Origin of the sequence: Nostoc sp., from assembly GCF_036917395.1 — a bacterium.
GTDB lineage: Bacteria > Cyanobacteriota > Cyanobacteriia > Cyanobacteriales > Nostocaceae > Nostoc.
On sequence record NZ_JBALDI010000081.1, the window covers coordinates 21,534 to 37,703 of the forward strand.

Sequence of the window (16,170 nt, forward strand, 5' to 3'; positions counted from 1 at the left end):
TACTAAGTCTTTTTTTGTCCCTTAAATGATTGCAAATTCAGTTATTCATTAGCTATTCCGTGGCTATCCAGCGCACATAAGGACGGAACCCGCCTGTTCCCTGATATGTAATTGTGGTATTTAGTGTTGCTTGGTTCAAATCTAGGCGGAAATAAACTTTTCCATTCCGAAACCGGAAATTGTACACAAGCGGTCTTTCTGACTTAGCACTACCAACACAAGATGCATAAGATTGCCGCAATGGTGCTTCGTATTCTAAAAATTTCTTACCAGAGGCTACCAATTTAGCATTCCTAATATCAGCAACAGCAGTATGTTCAGCACCACCTTCAAAGGGGAGCAAGAAAGTCCAAATACCAACTGTCTGAGGACATGCCCCTGCCTCACTTTTTACATTGAGTATCATGTTGGGGCGCTCAGGTGGCCCAATGAAGGTTTCTATTTGGGCTTGAGTAAGAGTTGTTGCAGTTTCACTATTACCTTGAACACAGGCAGTTAGTATCCCTAAACTTATAACAGGAGGAACCAGGGCTAAAGTCAAGTGTTTGAGACTTTTGGAAGTCATTTTTGTAGTTCCATTGATTAATTTTCTTTTTACTAGCAACGAAGTATGTAACTCTTGTAATAAAAAACTTTATCCTGATTAACAAGATGTATTTTTTATTACATATCTCAGAATTAAAAAGTTGCCCGCCGTAAGAAAATCACCTCGCTCACCAGGGAAATTCGTAAGTAGCTTACTCTGTCGTGTTTCATCTTACACGCCAAGCGGCTGCTTAAATAACCAACTTCTCTCTCATGGCCTCTACAAATTCTCTGCTGGTTAATCCAAGGTGTATTAAAATTAAGTTAACTTTGATTAAGATTCTTGATGGCATTGTCGTAATGCCCCGATGGCTCTATGGCAATGCATATAAGAGATCAAATTAAATAAAATGGATTTATAAATATCCGTTTAACAGCTTAAAGTGACAGAGTGATGAACATTCGGTTGCTAAGGCTGATGAGTTGTATAGGCATCTAGAGGCAAATTAACATGAAATTTTCTTGGAAAGTCCTGGCACTCTGGACATTGCCGGCTTTGGTAATTGGCTTTTTCTTCTGGCAAGGGGCCTTTGCAGGCGCTCCTGCTGACATGAGTAAGAATACAGCCAATACCCGCATGACCTATGGTCGCTTTCTAGAATACTTGGACGGCGATCGCGTCAGCAGCGTGGATCTGTACGAAGGCGGTAGGACAGCAATTATAGAAGCCCGCGATCCAGACATCGAAAATCGTGTCCAAAGGTGGCGGGTGGATTTGCCTGTTAACGCTCCTGAGTTAATTAGCAAACTCAAAGAAAAAGATATTAGTTTTGATGCTCACCCCATGCGGAATGATGGCGCAATTTGGGGATTGTTGGGCAATCTCGTGTTTCCAGTTTTATTGATTACCGGGCTGTTCTTTTTGTTCCGGCGTTCTAGCAACCTCCCTGGCGGGCCAGGTCAAGCGATGAACTTCGGCAAATCCAAGGCGCGTTTCCAAATGGAAGCAAAAACTGGGGTTAAATTTGACGACGTAGCCGGGATCGAAGAAGCAAAAGAAGAACTGCAAGAAGTTGTCACCTTCCTCAAGCAGCCAGAAAGATTTACCGCTGTAGGCGCACGGATTCCCAAGGGAGTGCTGTTAGTTGGACCTCCTGGAACTGGTAAAACTTTACTAGCAAAAGCGATCGCTGGCGAAGCAGGCGTACCTTTTTTCAGTATTTCCGGTTCGGAATTTGTGGAAATGTTCGTTGGTGTGGGTGCATCCCGCGTCCGCGATTTGTTCAAGAAAGCCAAAGACAACGCCCCCTGTATTATCTTCATCGATGAAATCGATGCAGTCGGACGACAACGGGGCGCTGGTATCGGTGGCGGTAACGACGAGAGAGAGCAAACCCTCAACCAGTTGCTTACTGAAATGGACGGGTTTGAAGGTAATACAGGCATCATTATTATTGCTGCAACCAACCGTCCTGACGTACTAGACTCAGCCTTGTTGCGTCCCGGTCGCTTTGACCGACAAGTAACAGTCGATGCACCTGATATCAAAGGGCGTTTGGAAATCTTGCAAGTCCATTCACGAAACAAGAAACTGGACACTAGTGTATCTTTGGATGCGATCGCTCGCCGCACTCCTGGATTCACTGGTGCTGACTTAGCCAACTTACTCAATGAAGCGGCTATTCTTACCGCTAGAAGACGCAAAGAAGCGATCACCCTCCGCGAAGTTGATGATGCGGTCGATCGGGTAGTCGCTGGGATGGAAGGTACTCCTTTGGTAGACAGCAAGAGCAAGCGCTTAATTGCCTACCACGAAATTGGACACGCCTTAGTTGGGACTTTGTTAAAAGACCATGATCCAGTGCAGAAAGTCACCTTAATCCCACGGGGACAAGCACAGGGTTTGACATGGTTTACTCCCGACGAAGAACAAGGGTTAATTTCCCGTTCTCAACTCAAAGCCAGAATTACTGGTGCTTTAGGCGGTCGCGCTGCTGAAGAGGTGATTTTTGGGGCTGCGGAAGTTACCACTGGTGCCGGTGGAGACTTGCAGCAGTTATCAGGAATGGCGCGGCAGATGGTAACCCGCTTTGGGATGTCAGATTTAGGGCCGTTGTCACTGGAAAGCCAGCAGGGAGAAGTATTCTTAGGTCGTGACTGGACAACCCGATCTGAGTATTCCGAATCTATCGCCTCCCGTATTGATGGACAAGTGCGAACGATCGTGGAAGAATGCTACGAAACCTCGAAAAAGCTTATCCGTGATAATCGCACTGTCACCGATCGCTTAGTCGATCTGCTCATCGAAAAGGAAACCATTGACGGCGAAGAATTCCGCCAGATTGTGGCTGAGTACGCTGATGTACCTGAGAAGCAGCAGTATGTACCACAACTCTAATAGTTGATTCTTTTCTGGGCTAATACCTGGAAATCAGCAAAAAAGCAAAAAATCGAATGAGGATGCTATGTGGCATCCTCATTTTTTTTGCTCTACCGGAAATTTTATGCAAAAAAACATTCAAACAGTTATATACAAGTATGATCCTTAAATACTGGCTTGGAGTTGGGATTTAGCGCCCGTAACCTAGTTTTACTAATCAACCAAATAAAAATCCGAAACTGGCAACATGAGTATTGTATATAAATATCTACCCAATTTTATTTACAGCAAATGAATAGCAAAACTAAATTATTGAGTATTAGTATCGTAACGCTTGCTCTTTCTTCTCTGAGTGTTGGAATAGTCATAGCACAGACAGGACTGACAAACCAATCAAAACTGTTTATTAATGGAATTGGCACAGTACGAGTTGGGATGACTGTTTCCCAAGCGGCAAAGGCTGCTGCTACTAAGCTAGTGGGTGATTCTCCAAATAACAGTTGCTACTACGTTAAGCCACAAAACGAACCCAAAAATCTTTTGTTTATGGTTACAAAAGGTCGTATTTCTAGAGTAGATGTGCGGCAGAATACCCAGATTACTACCCTCAAAGGTGCAAAAATTGGCGACACCGAAGCGCAAATCAAGTCTCTCTACCCAGGACAAATTAAAGTCACACCTCATAAATACGTCCAAGGCGGACACTACTTGACATTTATCCCGAAAGACCGTGCTAACCAGAACTATCGTGTGGTATTCGAGACTGACGGGAAGCGTGTCACTCAGTTTCGGTCAGGTAAACTGCCAGAAGTTGAATTTGTTGAAGGCTGTTCTTGATCTGAGATATCATCAAACTTACTTCCTTAGCTTCCGCAGCTTGCGTTGGCTATGCCCGCCGTACCCCTACGGAGAAGCAAGCTATGCGGAGCGTCTGGTAGAGTTGGCATCGCTGCACTTTACTCCCAAGATGATCCAATGCCGTACAGCGCCTTTAATCTTAGCAAAGTAAAAACCGACTTTAAATTAATCTTTGTTGAAAATCAAGATTTATTTACAGATGTGCAGACAGTTTCACCTAGTGAATATCTAAATTTTATTTTCTCTGAGCATCTACCATTAGTAACAGCAATAAATACAGAAAAAGCTCGTTCTGAACTAATTATTATGCCTGTTTTAATTGAAGTTAAACGCTTCTTTAAATACCAAATTAGTATATTTTCTGGTTCAGAGTTTAATGTAGATGTTTCTAAAGGCTTAGAAGGACGCTGTGATTTTATTCTCAGTTGTTCACCAGAACAATATGATATTACTAGTCCTGTCGTGACTATTGTGGAAGCTAAAAATGAGAGTATTAAATCTGGTTTAGGACAATGCATTGCGACAATGATTGCATCTCAATTATTTAACCAGCAACAAGGAAATCTTCTCAATGAAATTTATGGTGTAGTCACAACAGGAACAGATTGGAAATTTCTCAAACTTTGTGACAATACCATCTTTATCGATAAGAACGATTACTTTATTAAAGAAATAGATAAAATCTTAGGAATTCTGACAATGACTCTGATGGCTTGTCCACAATTTTAGCTTGGGGATGGTACAGCCCATCCCCATTTTTTATCGTTCTACTTCATCCACTGTTTTGGGAACCCCCGCAGTTAATACCTCATGTCCATCAGATGTAACTAACACATCATCCTCAATACGAATACCAATACCAATCCATCGAGGATCAGTCTCTGGTTGGTCTTCTGCTAGTTTGGTGTCAGGTACAATATATAATCCCGGTTCCACTGTCAGAATTTGACCTGGTTGCAAAATCTGCGGTTTATCTTCACCGTGCTGGTAAACACCCACATCATGGACATCCAACCCTAACCAATGACTGGTGCGATGCATATAATATGGCTTATATTTCTCTTCCTCAATTAACTTGTCAATTTCACCTTTAAGAATGCCAAGTTCGACTAAACCTTCGGTGAGGACGCGCACTGCTGTATCGTGAACTAATTTGAAGGGATTACCTGGTTGCACTTGGGCGATCGCTTGTTTTTGCGCTGACAAAACAATCTCATACAGCATCTTTTGTTCTGGGGTAAATTTACCACCCACAGGAAATGTCCGGGTAATATCAGAGTTGTAATAACCATAAGCACAACCGGCATCGATTAGCAGTAATTCTCCATCCTGCATTTGACGATTATTTTCAATGTAGTGGAGTACGCAAGCATTTACGCCAGAAGCCACAATCGAAGGATAAGCCGGCCCCATTCCACCCCGGACTCGAAAGATGCGTTCCATCTCCGCTTGAATTTCATACTCATAACGTCCGGGTGCAGCAATTTCTTGTGCATAATTGTGTGCTTCAGTTGCGATCGCTACTGCTTGACGCATCAATTCTAACTCAGCTTCACTTTTGATTAGTCTCATGCTGTTGAGGGCTGGGCCAGTATCTTCAATGGCGATCGGGCCTGTACCACGCTTGGGATAAGTCCGCAGTAAACTCTGATAATGTCCCAGAATTTGGTCATTGAAGGTGCGATCGCGTCCTAAGTGATAGTAAATGCGGTTAGCTTTTTCCAAATACTGTGGCAACTTTTCATCTAACTCGCTAATCGGGTACGCTTCATCAGCACCATAAATTTCCTTGGCTGCATCTACCCCACAAAGATAACCAGTCCATACTTCCCTTTCCCGATCCTTCGGTTGGACAAATAGCACAAACCGATGTTCTGAATGATGCGGCGCTAACACTGCAACAGCCTGTGGTTCGTTAAAACCAGTCAGGTAGAAGAAATCACTGTCTTGGCGATAAACATACTCGACATCGTTGTGCATCACTGCCATTGGCGCACTGCGAAAGATGGCTGTGCCATCACCAATTTTTGCCATTAACTGCTCGCGACGCTGCCGATATTCTGCTTGCATAGCTGATGTATGTATTAAACTATTGTGTCATTTTACACTTCTGGCAACCAGCGGATGCACAGATTATGCTTTTCAGTAGTTGCTAATCTAAGTTATTCTAACCAATATTTGTTTCAACTCAAGTCATAAACTATTAATGAATAATCAATTATCTTGCGATTGGCGTCTGGCGAACGACTCTTGTTGCATCTGGCGTGGGACTACAGGAGGGTCGCAACAATTTACAATTTTCACGAATGATTTAGGACTGCTATATAAAACACGAAAAATATTTTGCAATTGCTTGTATATAACTTAATTATTTTAGAATAATCGTTTAAAAAAAACATATATTTATCTTCAGTTAATAACATTAATAAAGAAAAAATAGTTATAAAGAAATATTGAAAGCCTGGTAAATGTTATTAGGTTACAGAAAGAGATTGTCAAAAAAAGTTAAAACCATATAACAACCAATCATAAAAATACACCATGTCTGGAAATTCAAATTCCTCACCCTTATCTTTGAATACATCTAAATGGGCATCAGACTCTTTAGCAAAATCAAAAATCTTAACATCTTCTTTTGAGGATTTGAATTATGATTTGGGATTTGGGAGTAAGAGTTCCTCATATACACTACAAGATGAACCATCGAAGCCTGCCAAAACGTCAGCAAATCCCAATCCTAATCCTTACTTAACTAGTGCGGCGATTACTCCTGACTTTAACGGTGATGGCAAAACGGACAAAGTTTGGGTCGATTCTACAACCGGTGAGATTATCATTCGGTTGATGGATGGAACAAAAGTTATCGACCAGGGTTCTCTAGGTAAATTCGACCTATCTGCCTATGATTACAAAATTGCTGACTTCAATGGTGATGGCAAAACCGACTTCTTATTACGCAATAAGTCAACTGGTGAGAATGCCATTGCGCTGATGGATGGAACCAAAGTTGCTAATTCGGCTGCTCTAACCAGTGTTGACCCAGCTTGGACTCCTCAGATTGGCGATTTCAATGGCGATCGCAAAACAGATATCTTCTGGCATAACAATACAACCGGTGAGAACGCTATTTGGCAGATGGATGGTACAACAGTTCTGAATGCAACTGTTTTAGACACTACAGATGCAGCCCTAACTCCTACCATTGTTGATTTCGATGGCAATGGCAAGAGTGATATCTTCTGGCGCAATCCGACAACCGGCGATAACACCGCTTGGTTTATGGATGGTACGCAAAAGACTGAACTTGCACTACAATCACAAGACGCCGCCTGGACTCCTACCCTTGGTGATTTTAACGGCGACTATAAGACTGACATTCTGTGGAGAAACGCTCAAACAGGTGAAAACAAGGTTTGGACGATGAATGGGATCATAGTCACAGAGGGTGCTATGAAGACACTTGACACAGCCTGGACTTCTAAGATTGGTGATTTCAACGGCGATGGCAAGACCGACATCTTCTGGCACAATGGCACCACTGGCGAGAACACTGCTTGGTTGATGGATGGTACAACAGTTGCCACTGAAGCTTTCTTACCCACTAATGACGCGGCTTTGACACCATCTCTTGGCGACTTCAACGGCGATGGTAAGACTGACATCTACTGGCGCGATCAGACAGCAGGTGCAGACAAAATTTGGACTATAGATGGGACGACAGCGGTTGAGACTCCCATTAGCGATGCAGATAAGCTTGGTGGAGGGTGGTATACGTTCTAAAACCTAGAAACAAGAGTCATTCGATTTTAGATTTTAGATTTTTGCTTCAATCTCAAATCCAAGTTGCGCTGTTAGCGCACTAAAAGTGCGACCCAAAATCTAAAATTGGCAGAGTCAGGAGTTATATCATGTCCGGTCAAATACCCATAATAGCCGTGCTAACCCCACCCCGGCAAAGCTACACTTTTGCTCCCCAAAGACATCGGGGAGGGGGTGCTTTCATGATCGGCAATTAGATGGCATATCAAAAGGTGTGGGACAGGAATCGTTGATTATTCTCCCTGATCCACTTATCCTCTGCTCCTCAAAACTTGTAACTCAAAACCTGAATTTCCCCATTTTCCGGCAATTTACCAGGGCTAATAGAAATAGTATCTGTGTTACTACGTCGCACTGGCATACCTTGCATCAAGGTCAAAAAATTATCGAGTGGCGAAATATCGCACGTAGCAGCATCAGCAGCCTGTGTCCGGTAATGGGTCGGAATCACCAGCTTGGGATTTAATACTTGAACAGCCTGCTTTGCTTCCTCAGCATTGTAGGCTTTTGCACTGCCTCCCACTGGAATAAATGCCACATCGGGACGCCCCATCAGGATTTTTTGCTCAATGGAAATGGGTGCAGCGGCTCCTCCTAAGTGGAGGATATTAATTCCGCCTTGCTTCCAACTCCAAGCAGTATTTGAGCCAAACTGCCTACCACCTTTGCGATCGTGGTCTATGGCAATTCCTTGGAACTTAATGCCTTTGAACTCGTAAACTCCTGGTTCGTAAATGAGTTTTGCATTTCCCGGTAGTACGTCTACAGCCCCTTCATCCAGTAGTTGGCTGCTAATCAGTACCAAATCTGCTGCAACTTTTGGTGGACGATATTTAGCAGTACAGCCGACCGCCCGAAATGGATTGACGAGAATTTTCGCACCGCCACCAGTAAAAAGAAAGCAAGTATGACCCAACCACTGAACTGATAAACCGCTAGATTGTGCGTCAGCTTGAGATTCAGAACTCAAGGTAGTAAGCAAAGCTGTGACCAACCCCGCCCCAGCATAGCCCATCAACTGTCGTCGTTTCATTAATTATGCTCTCGACTGTAACTGTTCCAGAAAATTTCGCAATAACTGTTTTCCTGAAGATGTCAGGACACTCTCTGGGTGAAACTGGACGCCCTGAATGTGAGGATAGTTCCGGTGTCGCACTCCCATAATGGTGTTATCTTCAACCCAAGCGGTGATTTCTAACACATCTGGGCAAGTCTCACGTTCTATCACCAAACTATGATACCTGGTGGCGGTTAGAGGATTTTCTAATCCCCGGAAAACCCCCACCCCAGTATGAGACACCTGAGAGGTTTTGCCATGCATTAACTCTGGAGCAGAAATTATTTTACCACCGAATACTTGACCGATGCTTTGATGTCCCAAACAGACACCCAAAATTGGCAACTCTTGGCCTAGCTGTTCAATCAATTCTAGGGAAATGCCGGCATCTTCCGGGCGACCAGGCCCAGGAGAAATAACCACCGCTTCGGGCTTTAATGCCCGAATCTCATCTATGGATATCTTGTCGTTACGAAAAACTTTAATATCATCTGCCACTGAGAATTCTGCTGCCAATTCTCCCAGATACTGCACTAAATTATATGTAAAACTGTCATAATTGTCGATAACTATAATCAAAGCTCATTACTCCTGGTTTTTACCACTAATCAATTGCAAAAAGCATAGACAAATATCTCATGCTATTTGTTCGCTAAGTGTAAAAATAACGCTAACGTGGACACGTAAATATGAAGTGGCTACTCTGGGACAAGCCACTTGTTAAAGTTACTAAGTAACCCTTTAGCTAGGATGGTTGGCACGTAGGCGTAGCCCGTCGTAGACATCGCATTACTTCAATTTTAAATTGCTGATAATGTGTTCTCCAAAGGGGATCGGACAGAGCGTGATCCTCTTACCGACTCACTAAGCGCCTGGCGAGGGCAGTGCGGACTATGACGCTCGAAGACTCGCTAACGCTTCGCTATCGGCGTCGCAAATGATGTCTACAAAGCCGATATAATTAACCTTACCAGAGGAGGGAGCAATAGCGTACCAGCTACCAGCACCGCTACCAAAGCAGAGACAAGGACTGCACCAGCCGCACAATCTTTAGCGATTTTTGCCAAATCATGGTATGTCTGCTTAACGGTTAAGTCCACAAGAGACTCGATCGCTGTATTTAATAACTCTAATGCCAAAACTAAACCACTAGTTACACCAATTACCGCTATTTCCACCGCTTGCAGATGTAGAAAAACGCTCAAAGCGATCGCTAAAGCACAAACACTTACGTGGATACGAAAATTACGTTGAGTTTGAAAACTATAGCTGATTCCGGCCCAGGCATATTTAAAACTAACAAATAAATTAGAGGCTACTTTCCAGGAGAATTCCCGTTCGTTAGACACCAGTGTTTGTAACGAGGTGGGCGTTGGTGATGGAGAGATTTTTTGGGACATACACTTAAAAACACAAAAACAGAGTTGCTACAGTGGGAATCTTCGCCGATCTTAATGGTGCAATTAACTTTAAGACAATTTTTAAGCAATTTTGCACAGAAGTATTATAAAAGTATTACCCAAAATTAACACTAAGGGATACACAAGCTTCTGCTATTCCATGTCAATAGCAATACCTATTGCGTTCAGCAATCTCACTTGCTGTTCTAACATTCGCCCCAAACTTTCTTCATCAGGATGATCCCAGCCTAACAGGTGCAATAAGCCGTGAGCAGCTAACCATGCTAACTCAGTTGGTAAGCTATGTTCCTGTTGTTGAGCTTGACGTTGCGCTGTATCTACAGACACAATAATATCACCTAAATACAATGGTACAGAGGCAAGCATTTCTTTGCTTTGAGGAAAATCCACCTCCAAAGCAGCAAAGGCTAAAACGTCTGTCGGCTTATTTTGTTGTCGATACTGGGCATTCAGTTCTTGTATTTGCGAGTCATCTGTCAAACGCAGCCCAATTTCATAACTTGACGCTGGCGGAATATGAGGGTGAAGTATTTCTAACCAGCGATTAAACCAATTTTCCCAAGTTTCAGGAGGAATTCGGGCATAAGTGTCCCCAATCTTTACAGATGTTGTCGGGGACAACTCGTAAAAATACTCTTCCACATATAGTTCAACTCTCAGAGGCACACAGTCTCCTAGTCTGAGGTTTACAGTTTGTCGTTAGTGAGTTAGATAAGCAAGACCAACAAGGAGAGCTAAAAGCCCTACAGCAGTCAGCCCAAAATGCTTCAGGGAAGTTCCACCCTTCCGCACCATGTTTCGCATGGCAAGTTTTACGTAGCTAGGTTGAGGTTCTGTTGAAGGAGAGTTGCTCATAGTTATTTGCCTACAGACTCTTTTATAACTGTAACAGTTGGTCTAGGATAGAATCGCGATCGCCTGTATATTGCTGAGGAATTTCTCTGAAACCCCCCAATAATAGAGGGTACTATGCGATGTCTACGACGGGCTATTCGGCGTCGCGCCAATCTAAAATACGAGAAAATAAATCATGGGCACTAAATAACAGTAAAAAAATCAAGTACACTGTTGCGGAAGTTTACCTATTTTTAACAAGGGGATTTTGCCCCAAATCTGGTTAATTGAGATGGTAACTGGATTTACACGCCCGCTGTACTAGTATTTATTGCCAAACCCAAATTATACCGGAGTGTTTTCTACTAATTTATTTTCTTGGCGCAGATAAGCTTGGATGAATGTATCAAATTCACCATTCATCACATCTATAATCGCATTTGTTTCTGTATTTGTACGTAAATCTTTCACCATCTGGTAAGGGTGAAACACATAGTTACGGATTTGGTTCCCCCAGGAAGCTTCCACCATATCGCCACGAATTTCGGCAATTTCTTGGGCCCGTTGCTCCTTGGCTATGACCAACAGCTTTGCTTTCAGGCGATTTAAGGCTTTCTCTTTATTTTGCAGCTGCGATCGTTCTTCTGTACAGCGCACGGCAAGACCTGTAGGAAGGTGAACAACGCGTACCGCCGTTTCTACTTTGTTGACGTTTTGCCCACCCTTACCACCAGAGCGGGTTGTGGTTATTTCCAAATCTTTATCTGGAATGTCCAACTGCACAGAGTTATCAATCTGCGGCATCACTTCCACCCCAGCAAAACTGGTTTGTCGCTTACCGTTGGCATTAAAAGGTGAAATCCGCACTAAGCGATGTGTACCCATCTCCGATCGCAAGTAACCATAGGCATAGCGACCAGTAATTTCTAGGGTTGCCGATTTAATTCCGGCTTCATCACCCTCCGACTCTTCAGCTAAAGTTACCTTATAGCCATGAGCTTCGCCCCAACGGGTGTACATCCGCATTAGCATAAATGCCCAGTCTTGAGCATCTGTGCCACCAGCGCCAGCACTGATTGTCAGTACAGCACCTTCAGCATCATAGGGGCCAGAAAGTAACTGTTGTAACTCCCACTGGTCAAGGTCACGATTCAGCTTGGTAATGGTAGATTCTGCTTCTTGCAGTAGTGCCTCATCAGTTTCTAACTCCAACAACTCAACAACTGCCTTAGTATCTTCCAGATTGGCTTGCCACTGATCATACTGCTGGAGGTGGGCTTTAATATCGTTGAGTTCTTGTAGCGTTTGTTGAGCTTGGGTTTGGTCATTCCAAAATTCTGGTTGTGCTGATATTTTTTCGAGGTCTTGAATTTTGGCTGTCAGTGCAGGTACGTCAAAGATAGTCCTGGGTTTTACCCAGGCGGCCAGACAACGTTTCGATTTCGCGTTTGAGTTCTAAGACTTCCATAGTGCTTGCTTTAGTTGATCGATAGAGCGCTTTGGATTGGGAAATTGCTTTTTATTGTACTTATATTTACGCGATGTGCAACTTAATATTCTAACCTGACTTCTATTCTTCTCTCCTAAAAAGAGAAAATCTTTGAATTTTCCCCCTTCCCTATGAGGAAAGGGGGTTGGGGGTTAGGTTTGATTAAAAGTTGCACACGGCGTTATATTTATTAGTTTTAGCTGTAGTTGGGCAACTTCTCTCTGCACTACTTAATATAAGTTACAAAAATTACTTGGAATTATCAAGTGCTTCTTTGGTCACTCAACCTGGATTTCTCACCAGGATTTTCCAAAGGCTTATGAAACCTAAATTAACGGTAGATAAGGCGTTCAACACTCTGTCAAAATTTTTGGTTGGTCAAAAACGCCTGAAATATAGTTGGGATAAATGTTGTCAGGTGTGCGATCGCTCAACCAATTAACTCCCTCAATCTTTTGATAGTACTTTTTTACTATATTAAATAGGCAAATTATCCAGTACTAATAAAAAATTGACAAATTCATCAAAAGATTATTCATTGCGATCGCAGCTTACATCCTATACAGTTTAAAACTGTAAGAAATATTTCCGTTAACTTTTTAGTTTCACAATATTTGAATTATCTCTTCTATAAAATAAATTATAAAATTTATAATAATTAAGAGACTTATAGAAAAATTGTATATTTTATAAAACTGAATATTAAGTTTTTGTAAAACTCAATAATTTTTGAAATGGGAAGTTTCAAATGGTACTCCGTTCACTCAAAATATGGCTGTTTCCACTAGTTTTCACCTCAATTAATATTTGTTTAGATGCAGCGATAGCAACAGCACAGACTATATATCCATTTACTGGCAACTATCGCACTACTGTTAACATTCAGCCAATCTCAGGCAATGTTTCACAGGTATCTGAGATAGGTGTGAGTGATGATGCTCTATATAATTTAGGACGATACGACGGTCTGACATACTCAGTAATTGATGCCAAAGGAAATCTCACTTTTAATAACAATCCACAAGTGTTTGGCGTCCAAGGTTTTCCATTAGGCTACATCGTTTTTGGTAGCGGTACTAACAAATTGTTTGGAACTAGTGATGCCAGTGCTGAAGTTAATTTTGATAATCTGACAGCAAAAGGTTCTGGCATCGTGAATATCACTGGCGGTGAGGGCATATTCAAAAACGCTACAAGCACACTATTGTTCTCCGAAGAGGACATAGTTAATCTGGGATCAATTATTACCTTGAATGGTCTGGCTTCAGTAAAGGGTTCTATCGAGGTGTCTCAGGAAGTCCCAGAACCAACAACTATGACGCCACTGATTAGTATAGGTTTAGCTGGAATCGGTTTTTTTGTGCGTCGACGCCACCGTCGATTCGCTGGGTGAATTCTTGGAGCAATAAATGCATATATAGGGCTTGCGACGATTGGTCTATATTAAAAAATTGTTGTCCAGTTTAAAATACCTTCGCCAAAAAAAGATTATGAAGAGATCAGACCGATGTAGTAAAGTTGTTGTCTTCCCAAATTCCAATACTTCCAGAGCAGCCTTGATATCTTCTAAAATAGAGTACCATCGCTGATATTGTTCCTGTCTGTTGGATATGAGATATGCGATTTTTTTAATTGTCTAATGACCAGTAGTTGGATTTTCTCAAAAGTTGCTTTAGGAACTAGCTGATTTAGGTTGTGAATTCTTACAGTGAAATATGAAAGGTCAAAGACAGTCCACTGGTTGACCCAAGATATTCAACAACCTTTCTACTTCACTTTTGATATTTAAGAGTTCAAGCATAGTTTTGCTCACTTAAAGCTTAACTTATCTACATATTCTATTGGTAAACAGATAAAAAAAACCGTGGTTGCTGAAAATTTCACCACGGTTTTTGCTTTATAAAACTTTACTACTGTTAGTGGCTACAGGTAATTAATCGCGGCCATTAATGGCAATTAGCAACCGCAAGATAAAGACGAACAAGTTGATGTAAGTGAGGTACATCGACAAAGCAGCAGGTAGATACTGGTTATCGCTGTAAGTGCGGGGCAAGATGTAGAAATCGACAACAGAAACCCCAACAAACAAAAACACTCCCAAACCGGAGATGGCGATTTCTAACCAATTAGGCGTGTAAACATGAAACATGGCAAACCCAAATTGGGCTAGGCACACAACCACCAAGGCAATGACGCCGAGATTGATGGTTTTCGTCAAAGCCATGCCGTCTTGTTCAGAGAGATTTGAACCAATTTGACGGGCAGCAATAAAGGTGACGCCACAACCGAGGGCAGCCAACCCAATGCCTTGAATGCCAACACCTTGGGATCTCAAGGCGACAAATATTAAGCCACTGAGGGTATATCCAGATAACAGGCTATAGGTTGCCAACAGGGGTAGTGCAAGACCCTTATTACCTTTTTGGGCAACATTTTGGGCAACAAAGAACAAAATTAACTCCAAAATCACCGCACCAATGAAGGTGGGAAAGAATATTCCGGGGTTAGTACGGATAACTCCCAAACCGCCGTAGGTTCCTAATGCCGTTAGTACTAATCCACCGCCGACGTAGGGGAGGGCGTTGGCAATCACATTTGGGCCAACGAGGGCGTGAGATTTAGCCTCACGGATAGCTTCACGAAAATTACTGGTATTGCTCATATTGAAAAACTGTTTTTTAGGAAAACGTTCTGCTTATTCCTATTCTTACCAAGATTTAGGGCGATAAACCAGGAAGGGGTTACGCAAGGTAGGAAACAACTAAACAAAAAAGATCATCCAAGGTTGAAATTTTTATCTAAAACACAAACATAACCTGCAACAAATAGGTAAGCAAAATCATGCGTAAAAATACTGAATTATAGAGTGCGCCCACTCACAAGTTCAGTGAAACGACGATAGCTTATTCAGCCCTAACTAAGGAAAATAATGACAGCTTAAAAGAAAATATACGCAGCTCCCTTTTCTGAAGAATAGGAGTCATAACAAAGGAATGTATATGGCAACAAGTGAGTCCTCTTTACGAACTGATGGTATAGAATTATTACACTTGTACCACCAGAATCCTTCTATTAAACTTCGTAATAAACTTGTACAGTTACATACTGGCTTAGTACGGAAGATGGCTCATAAATTCAGCCATCAATGTAATGAACCTTATGAAGATTTAGAACAAATCGGTTATTTTGGTTTGATTAGGGCAATTGAGCGCTTCGACCCTAGCCAAGGATATGCTTTTAGTTCCTTTGCTGTGCCATATATTCGCGGTGAGATGCTGCACTTTTTGCGCGATCGCAGTACTCTATTAAAAATTCCCCGTCGTTGGCAAGAACTGTACAATGAAGGGCAAAAGATTCGTAAGGACTTGTCAATGTCTTTGGGTCGTGCGCCTAAGGATGCTGAAATTGCCAGCCAACTTCGCGTATCTCTGCAAGAATGGCAAGAAACCAAGTTAGCTGCTCAAAACCGTATGCCTTTAAGTTTAGATGCGACCGCAGTTAACTATATTGATTGCCAAATAACCTTGGGTGAGGCACTTCCTTGTCCTCGTTCTCATGTTTTCCTGCAAGAAGAAGAAGAACGGCAACAACTCCAAGGTGCAATAAATATGTTAGAAGAAAAGCCCCGCATGGCAGTCGAAATGGTATTTTTGAAGGAACTTTCTCGCAAGGATGCTGCTAAGAATATTGGCACCAGTCCGATGACGGTAACGCGGTATTTGCAAAAGGGAATTCAGGATTTGATTTACTATTTGCAACCACAGGTAATGCCGACTGGATCTTGATG

Annotated in this window: 16 protein-coding genes; 7 read left to right on the forward strand and 9 right to left on the reverse strand. The window is 42.4% G+C overall.

Annotated elements, in window-relative coordinates; all coding sequences use genetic code 11:
- Window positions 1–52 precede the first annotated feature (52 nt).
- The gene (locus tag V7K46_RS28660; protein WP_335119298.1) at window positions 53–565 is read right to left on the reverse strand and encodes a hypothetical protein; all 513 of its coding nucleotides are present in this window, start codon (window positions 563–565) and stop codon (window positions 53–55) included.
- A 471-nt stretch (window positions 566–1,036) separates the two neighbouring features.
- Between V7K46_RS28660 and ftsH2 the strand changes: the two genes are divergently transcribed.
- From ftsH2 to V7K46_RS28675, 3 genes are all read left to right on the forward strand, one after another.
- Window positions 1,037–2,923: an ATP-dependent zinc metalloprotease FtsH2 gene (gene ftsH2, locus V7K46_RS28665; RefSeq protein ID WP_335119300.1), complete on the forward strand. Its 1,887-nt coding sequence runs from the start codon at window positions 1,037–1,039 to the stop codon at window positions 2,921–2,923.
- Window positions 2,924–3,217: 294 nt separating this feature from the next.
- A complete protein-coding gene (locus V7K46_RS28670) occupies window positions 3,218–3,742 on the forward strand; it encodes a hypothetical protein (protein ID WP_335119302.1) in 525 nt (174 codons plus the stop codon).
- A 138-nt stretch (window positions 3,743–3,880) separates the two neighbouring features.
- Window positions 3,881–4,492, forward strand: coding sequence for a hypothetical protein (locus V7K46_RS28675; protein WP_335119399.1), 612 nt, complete (start codon window positions 3,881–3,883; stop codon window positions 4,490–4,492).
- A 30-nt stretch (window positions 4,493–4,522) separates the two neighbouring features.
- Here V7K46_RS28675 and V7K46_RS28680 read toward each other — a convergent pair whose 3' ends face one another.
- Window positions 4,523–5,833 carry an aminopeptidase P N-terminal domain-containing protein gene (locus V7K46_RS28680; protein ID WP_335119304.1) on the reverse strand — a complete coding sequence of 437 codons (1,311 nt, stop codon included), beginning with the start codon at window positions 5,831–5,833 and terminating at the stop codon, window positions 4,523–4,525.
- A 471-nt stretch (window positions 5,834–6,304) separates the two neighbouring features.
- Here V7K46_RS28680 and V7K46_RS28685 point away from each other — a divergent pair, with 471 nt between their 5' ends.
- Window positions 6,305–7,543 carry an FG-GAP repeat domain-containing protein gene (locus V7K46_RS28685; RefSeq protein WP_335119307.1) on the forward strand — a complete coding sequence of 413 codons (1,239 nt, stop codon included), beginning with the start codon at window positions 6,305–6,307 and terminating at the stop codon, window positions 7,541–7,543.
- 304 nt (window positions 7,544–7,847) lie between these two features.
- Here V7K46_RS28685 and V7K46_RS28690 read toward each other — a convergent pair whose 3' ends face one another.
- From V7K46_RS28690 to prfB, 6 genes are all read right to left on the reverse strand, one after another.
- Window positions 7,848–8,615 (reverse strand): MBL fold metallo-hydrolase, encoded by a 768-nt coding sequence (locus V7K46_RS28690; protein WP_335119310.1) that lies wholly within the window; start codon window positions 8,613–8,615, stop codon window positions 7,848–7,850.
- Between the two features lie 3 nt (window positions 8,616–8,618).
- Complete coding sequence (locus tag V7K46_RS28695) at window positions 8,619–9,218, reverse strand: anthranilate synthase component II (protein WP_334955911.1); 600 nt, start codon at window positions 9,216–9,218, stop codon at window positions 8,619–8,621.
- A 365-nt stretch (window positions 9,219–9,583) separates the two neighbouring features.
- Window positions 9,584–10,039 carry a diacylglycerol kinase family protein gene (locus tag V7K46_RS28700; RefSeq protein ID WP_273763329.1) on the reverse strand — a complete coding sequence of 152 codons (456 nt, stop codon included), beginning with the start codon at window positions 10,037–10,039 and terminating at the stop codon, window positions 9,584–9,586.
- Window positions 10,040–10,192: 153 nt separating this feature from the next.
- A complete protein-coding gene (ybeY, locus tag V7K46_RS28705; protein WP_335119401.1) occupies window positions 10,193–10,720 on the reverse strand; it encodes an rRNA maturation RNase YbeY in 528 nt (175 codons plus the stop codon).
- Between the two features lie 39 nt (window positions 10,721–10,759).
- The gene (locus tag V7K46_RS28710; RefSeq protein ID WP_094350437.1) at window positions 10,760–10,915 is read right to left on the reverse strand and encodes a DUF3285 domain-containing protein; all 156 of its coding nucleotides are present in this window, start codon (window positions 10,913–10,915) and stop codon (window positions 10,760–10,762) included.
- A gap of 324 nt (window positions 10,916–11,239) precedes the next feature.
- Window positions 11,240–12,362 (reverse strand): peptide chain release factor 2 gene (prfB, locus tag V7K46_RS28715; RefSeq protein WP_335119313.1). Its coding sequence is split into 2 segments (ribosomal slippage): window positions 11,240–12,289 and window positions 12,291–12,362, totalling 1,122 coding nucleotides; the frame shifts between segments, so codons are not numbered across the junction.
- A gap of 340 nt (window positions 12,363–12,702) precedes the next feature.
- Between prfB and V7K46_RS28720 the strand changes: the two genes are divergently transcribed.
- On the forward strand, window positions 12,703–12,825 hold the full coding sequence (locus tag V7K46_RS28720) for a hypothetical protein (protein WP_335119315.1): 123 nt from the start codon (window positions 12,703–12,705) through the stop codon (window positions 12,823–12,825).
- Between the two features lie 306 nt (window positions 12,826–13,131).
- Window positions 13,132–13,776, forward strand: coding sequence for a PEP-CTERM sorting domain-containing protein (locus V7K46_RS28725; RefSeq protein WP_335119317.1), 645 nt, complete (start codon window positions 13,132–13,134; stop codon window positions 13,774–13,776).
- A gap of 540 nt (window positions 13,777–14,316) precedes the next feature.
- Here the strand turns inward: V7K46_RS28725 and V7K46_RS28730 are convergent.
- Window positions 14,317–15,045 (reverse strand): Bax inhibitor-1/YccA family protein, encoded by a 729-nt coding sequence (locus V7K46_RS28730; protein WP_335119319.1) that lies wholly within the window; start codon window positions 15,043–15,045, stop codon window positions 14,317–14,319.
- Window positions 15,046–15,382: 337 nt separating this feature from the next.
- On the opposite strand from V7K46_RS28730, the gene V7K46_RS28735 reads away from it, so the two are divergent.
- The gene (locus V7K46_RS28735) at window positions 15,383–16,168 is read left to right on the forward strand and encodes an RNA polymerase sigma factor SigF (RefSeq protein ID WP_335119321.1); all 786 of its coding nucleotides are present in this window, start codon (window positions 15,383–15,385) and stop codon (window positions 16,166–16,168) included.
- Window positions 16,169–16,170: the final 2 nt, after the last annotated feature.

Coding starts and splice junctions, on each gene's coding strand:
- V7K46_RS28680 (WP_335119304.1), bottom strand. CDS start 5,833: ATGCAAGCAGAATATCGGCAGCGTCGCGAGCAGTTAATGGCAAAAATT.
- V7K46_RS28725 (WP_335119317.1), top strand. CDS start 13,132: ATGGTACTCCGTTCACTCAAAATATGGCTGTTTCCACTAGTTTTCACC.
- V7K46_RS28735 (WP_335119321.1), top strand. CDS start 15,383: ATGGCAACAAGTGAGTCCTCTTTACGAACTGATGGTATAGAATTATTA.
- V7K46_RS28685 (WP_335119307.1), top strand. CDS start 6,305: ATGTCTGGAAATTCAAATTCCTCACCCTTATCTTTGAATACATCTAAA.
- V7K46_RS28700 (WP_273763329.1), bottom strand. CDS start 10,039: ATGTCCCAAAAAATCTCTCCATCACCAACGCCCACCTCGTTACAAACA.
- V7K46_RS28690 (WP_335119310.1), bottom strand. CDS start 8,615: ATGAAACGACGACAGTTGATGGGCTATGCTGGGGCGGGGTTGGTCACA.
- V7K46_RS28660 (WP_335119298.1), bottom strand. CDS start 565: ATGACTTCCAAAAGTCTCAAACACTTGACTTTAGCCCTGGTTCCTCCT.
- ftsH2 (WP_335119300.1), top strand. CDS start 1,037: ATGAAATTTTCTTGGAAAGTCCTGGCACTCTGGACATTGCCGGCTTTG.
- V7K46_RS28710 (WP_094350437.1), bottom strand. CDS start 10,915: ATGAGCAACTCTCCTTCAACAGAACCTCAACCTAGCTACGTAAAACTT.
- V7K46_RS28720 (WP_335119315.1), top strand. CDS start 12,703: ATGAAACCTAAATTAACGGTAGATAAGGCGTTCAACACTCTGTCAAAA.
- V7K46_RS28730 (WP_335119319.1), bottom strand. CDS start 15,045: ATGAGCAATACCAGTAATTTTCGTGAAGCTATCCGTGAGGCTAAATCT.
- V7K46_RS28675 (WP_335119399.1), top strand. CDS start 3,881: ATGCCGTACAGCGCCTTTAATCTTAGCAAAGTAAAAACCGACTTTAAA.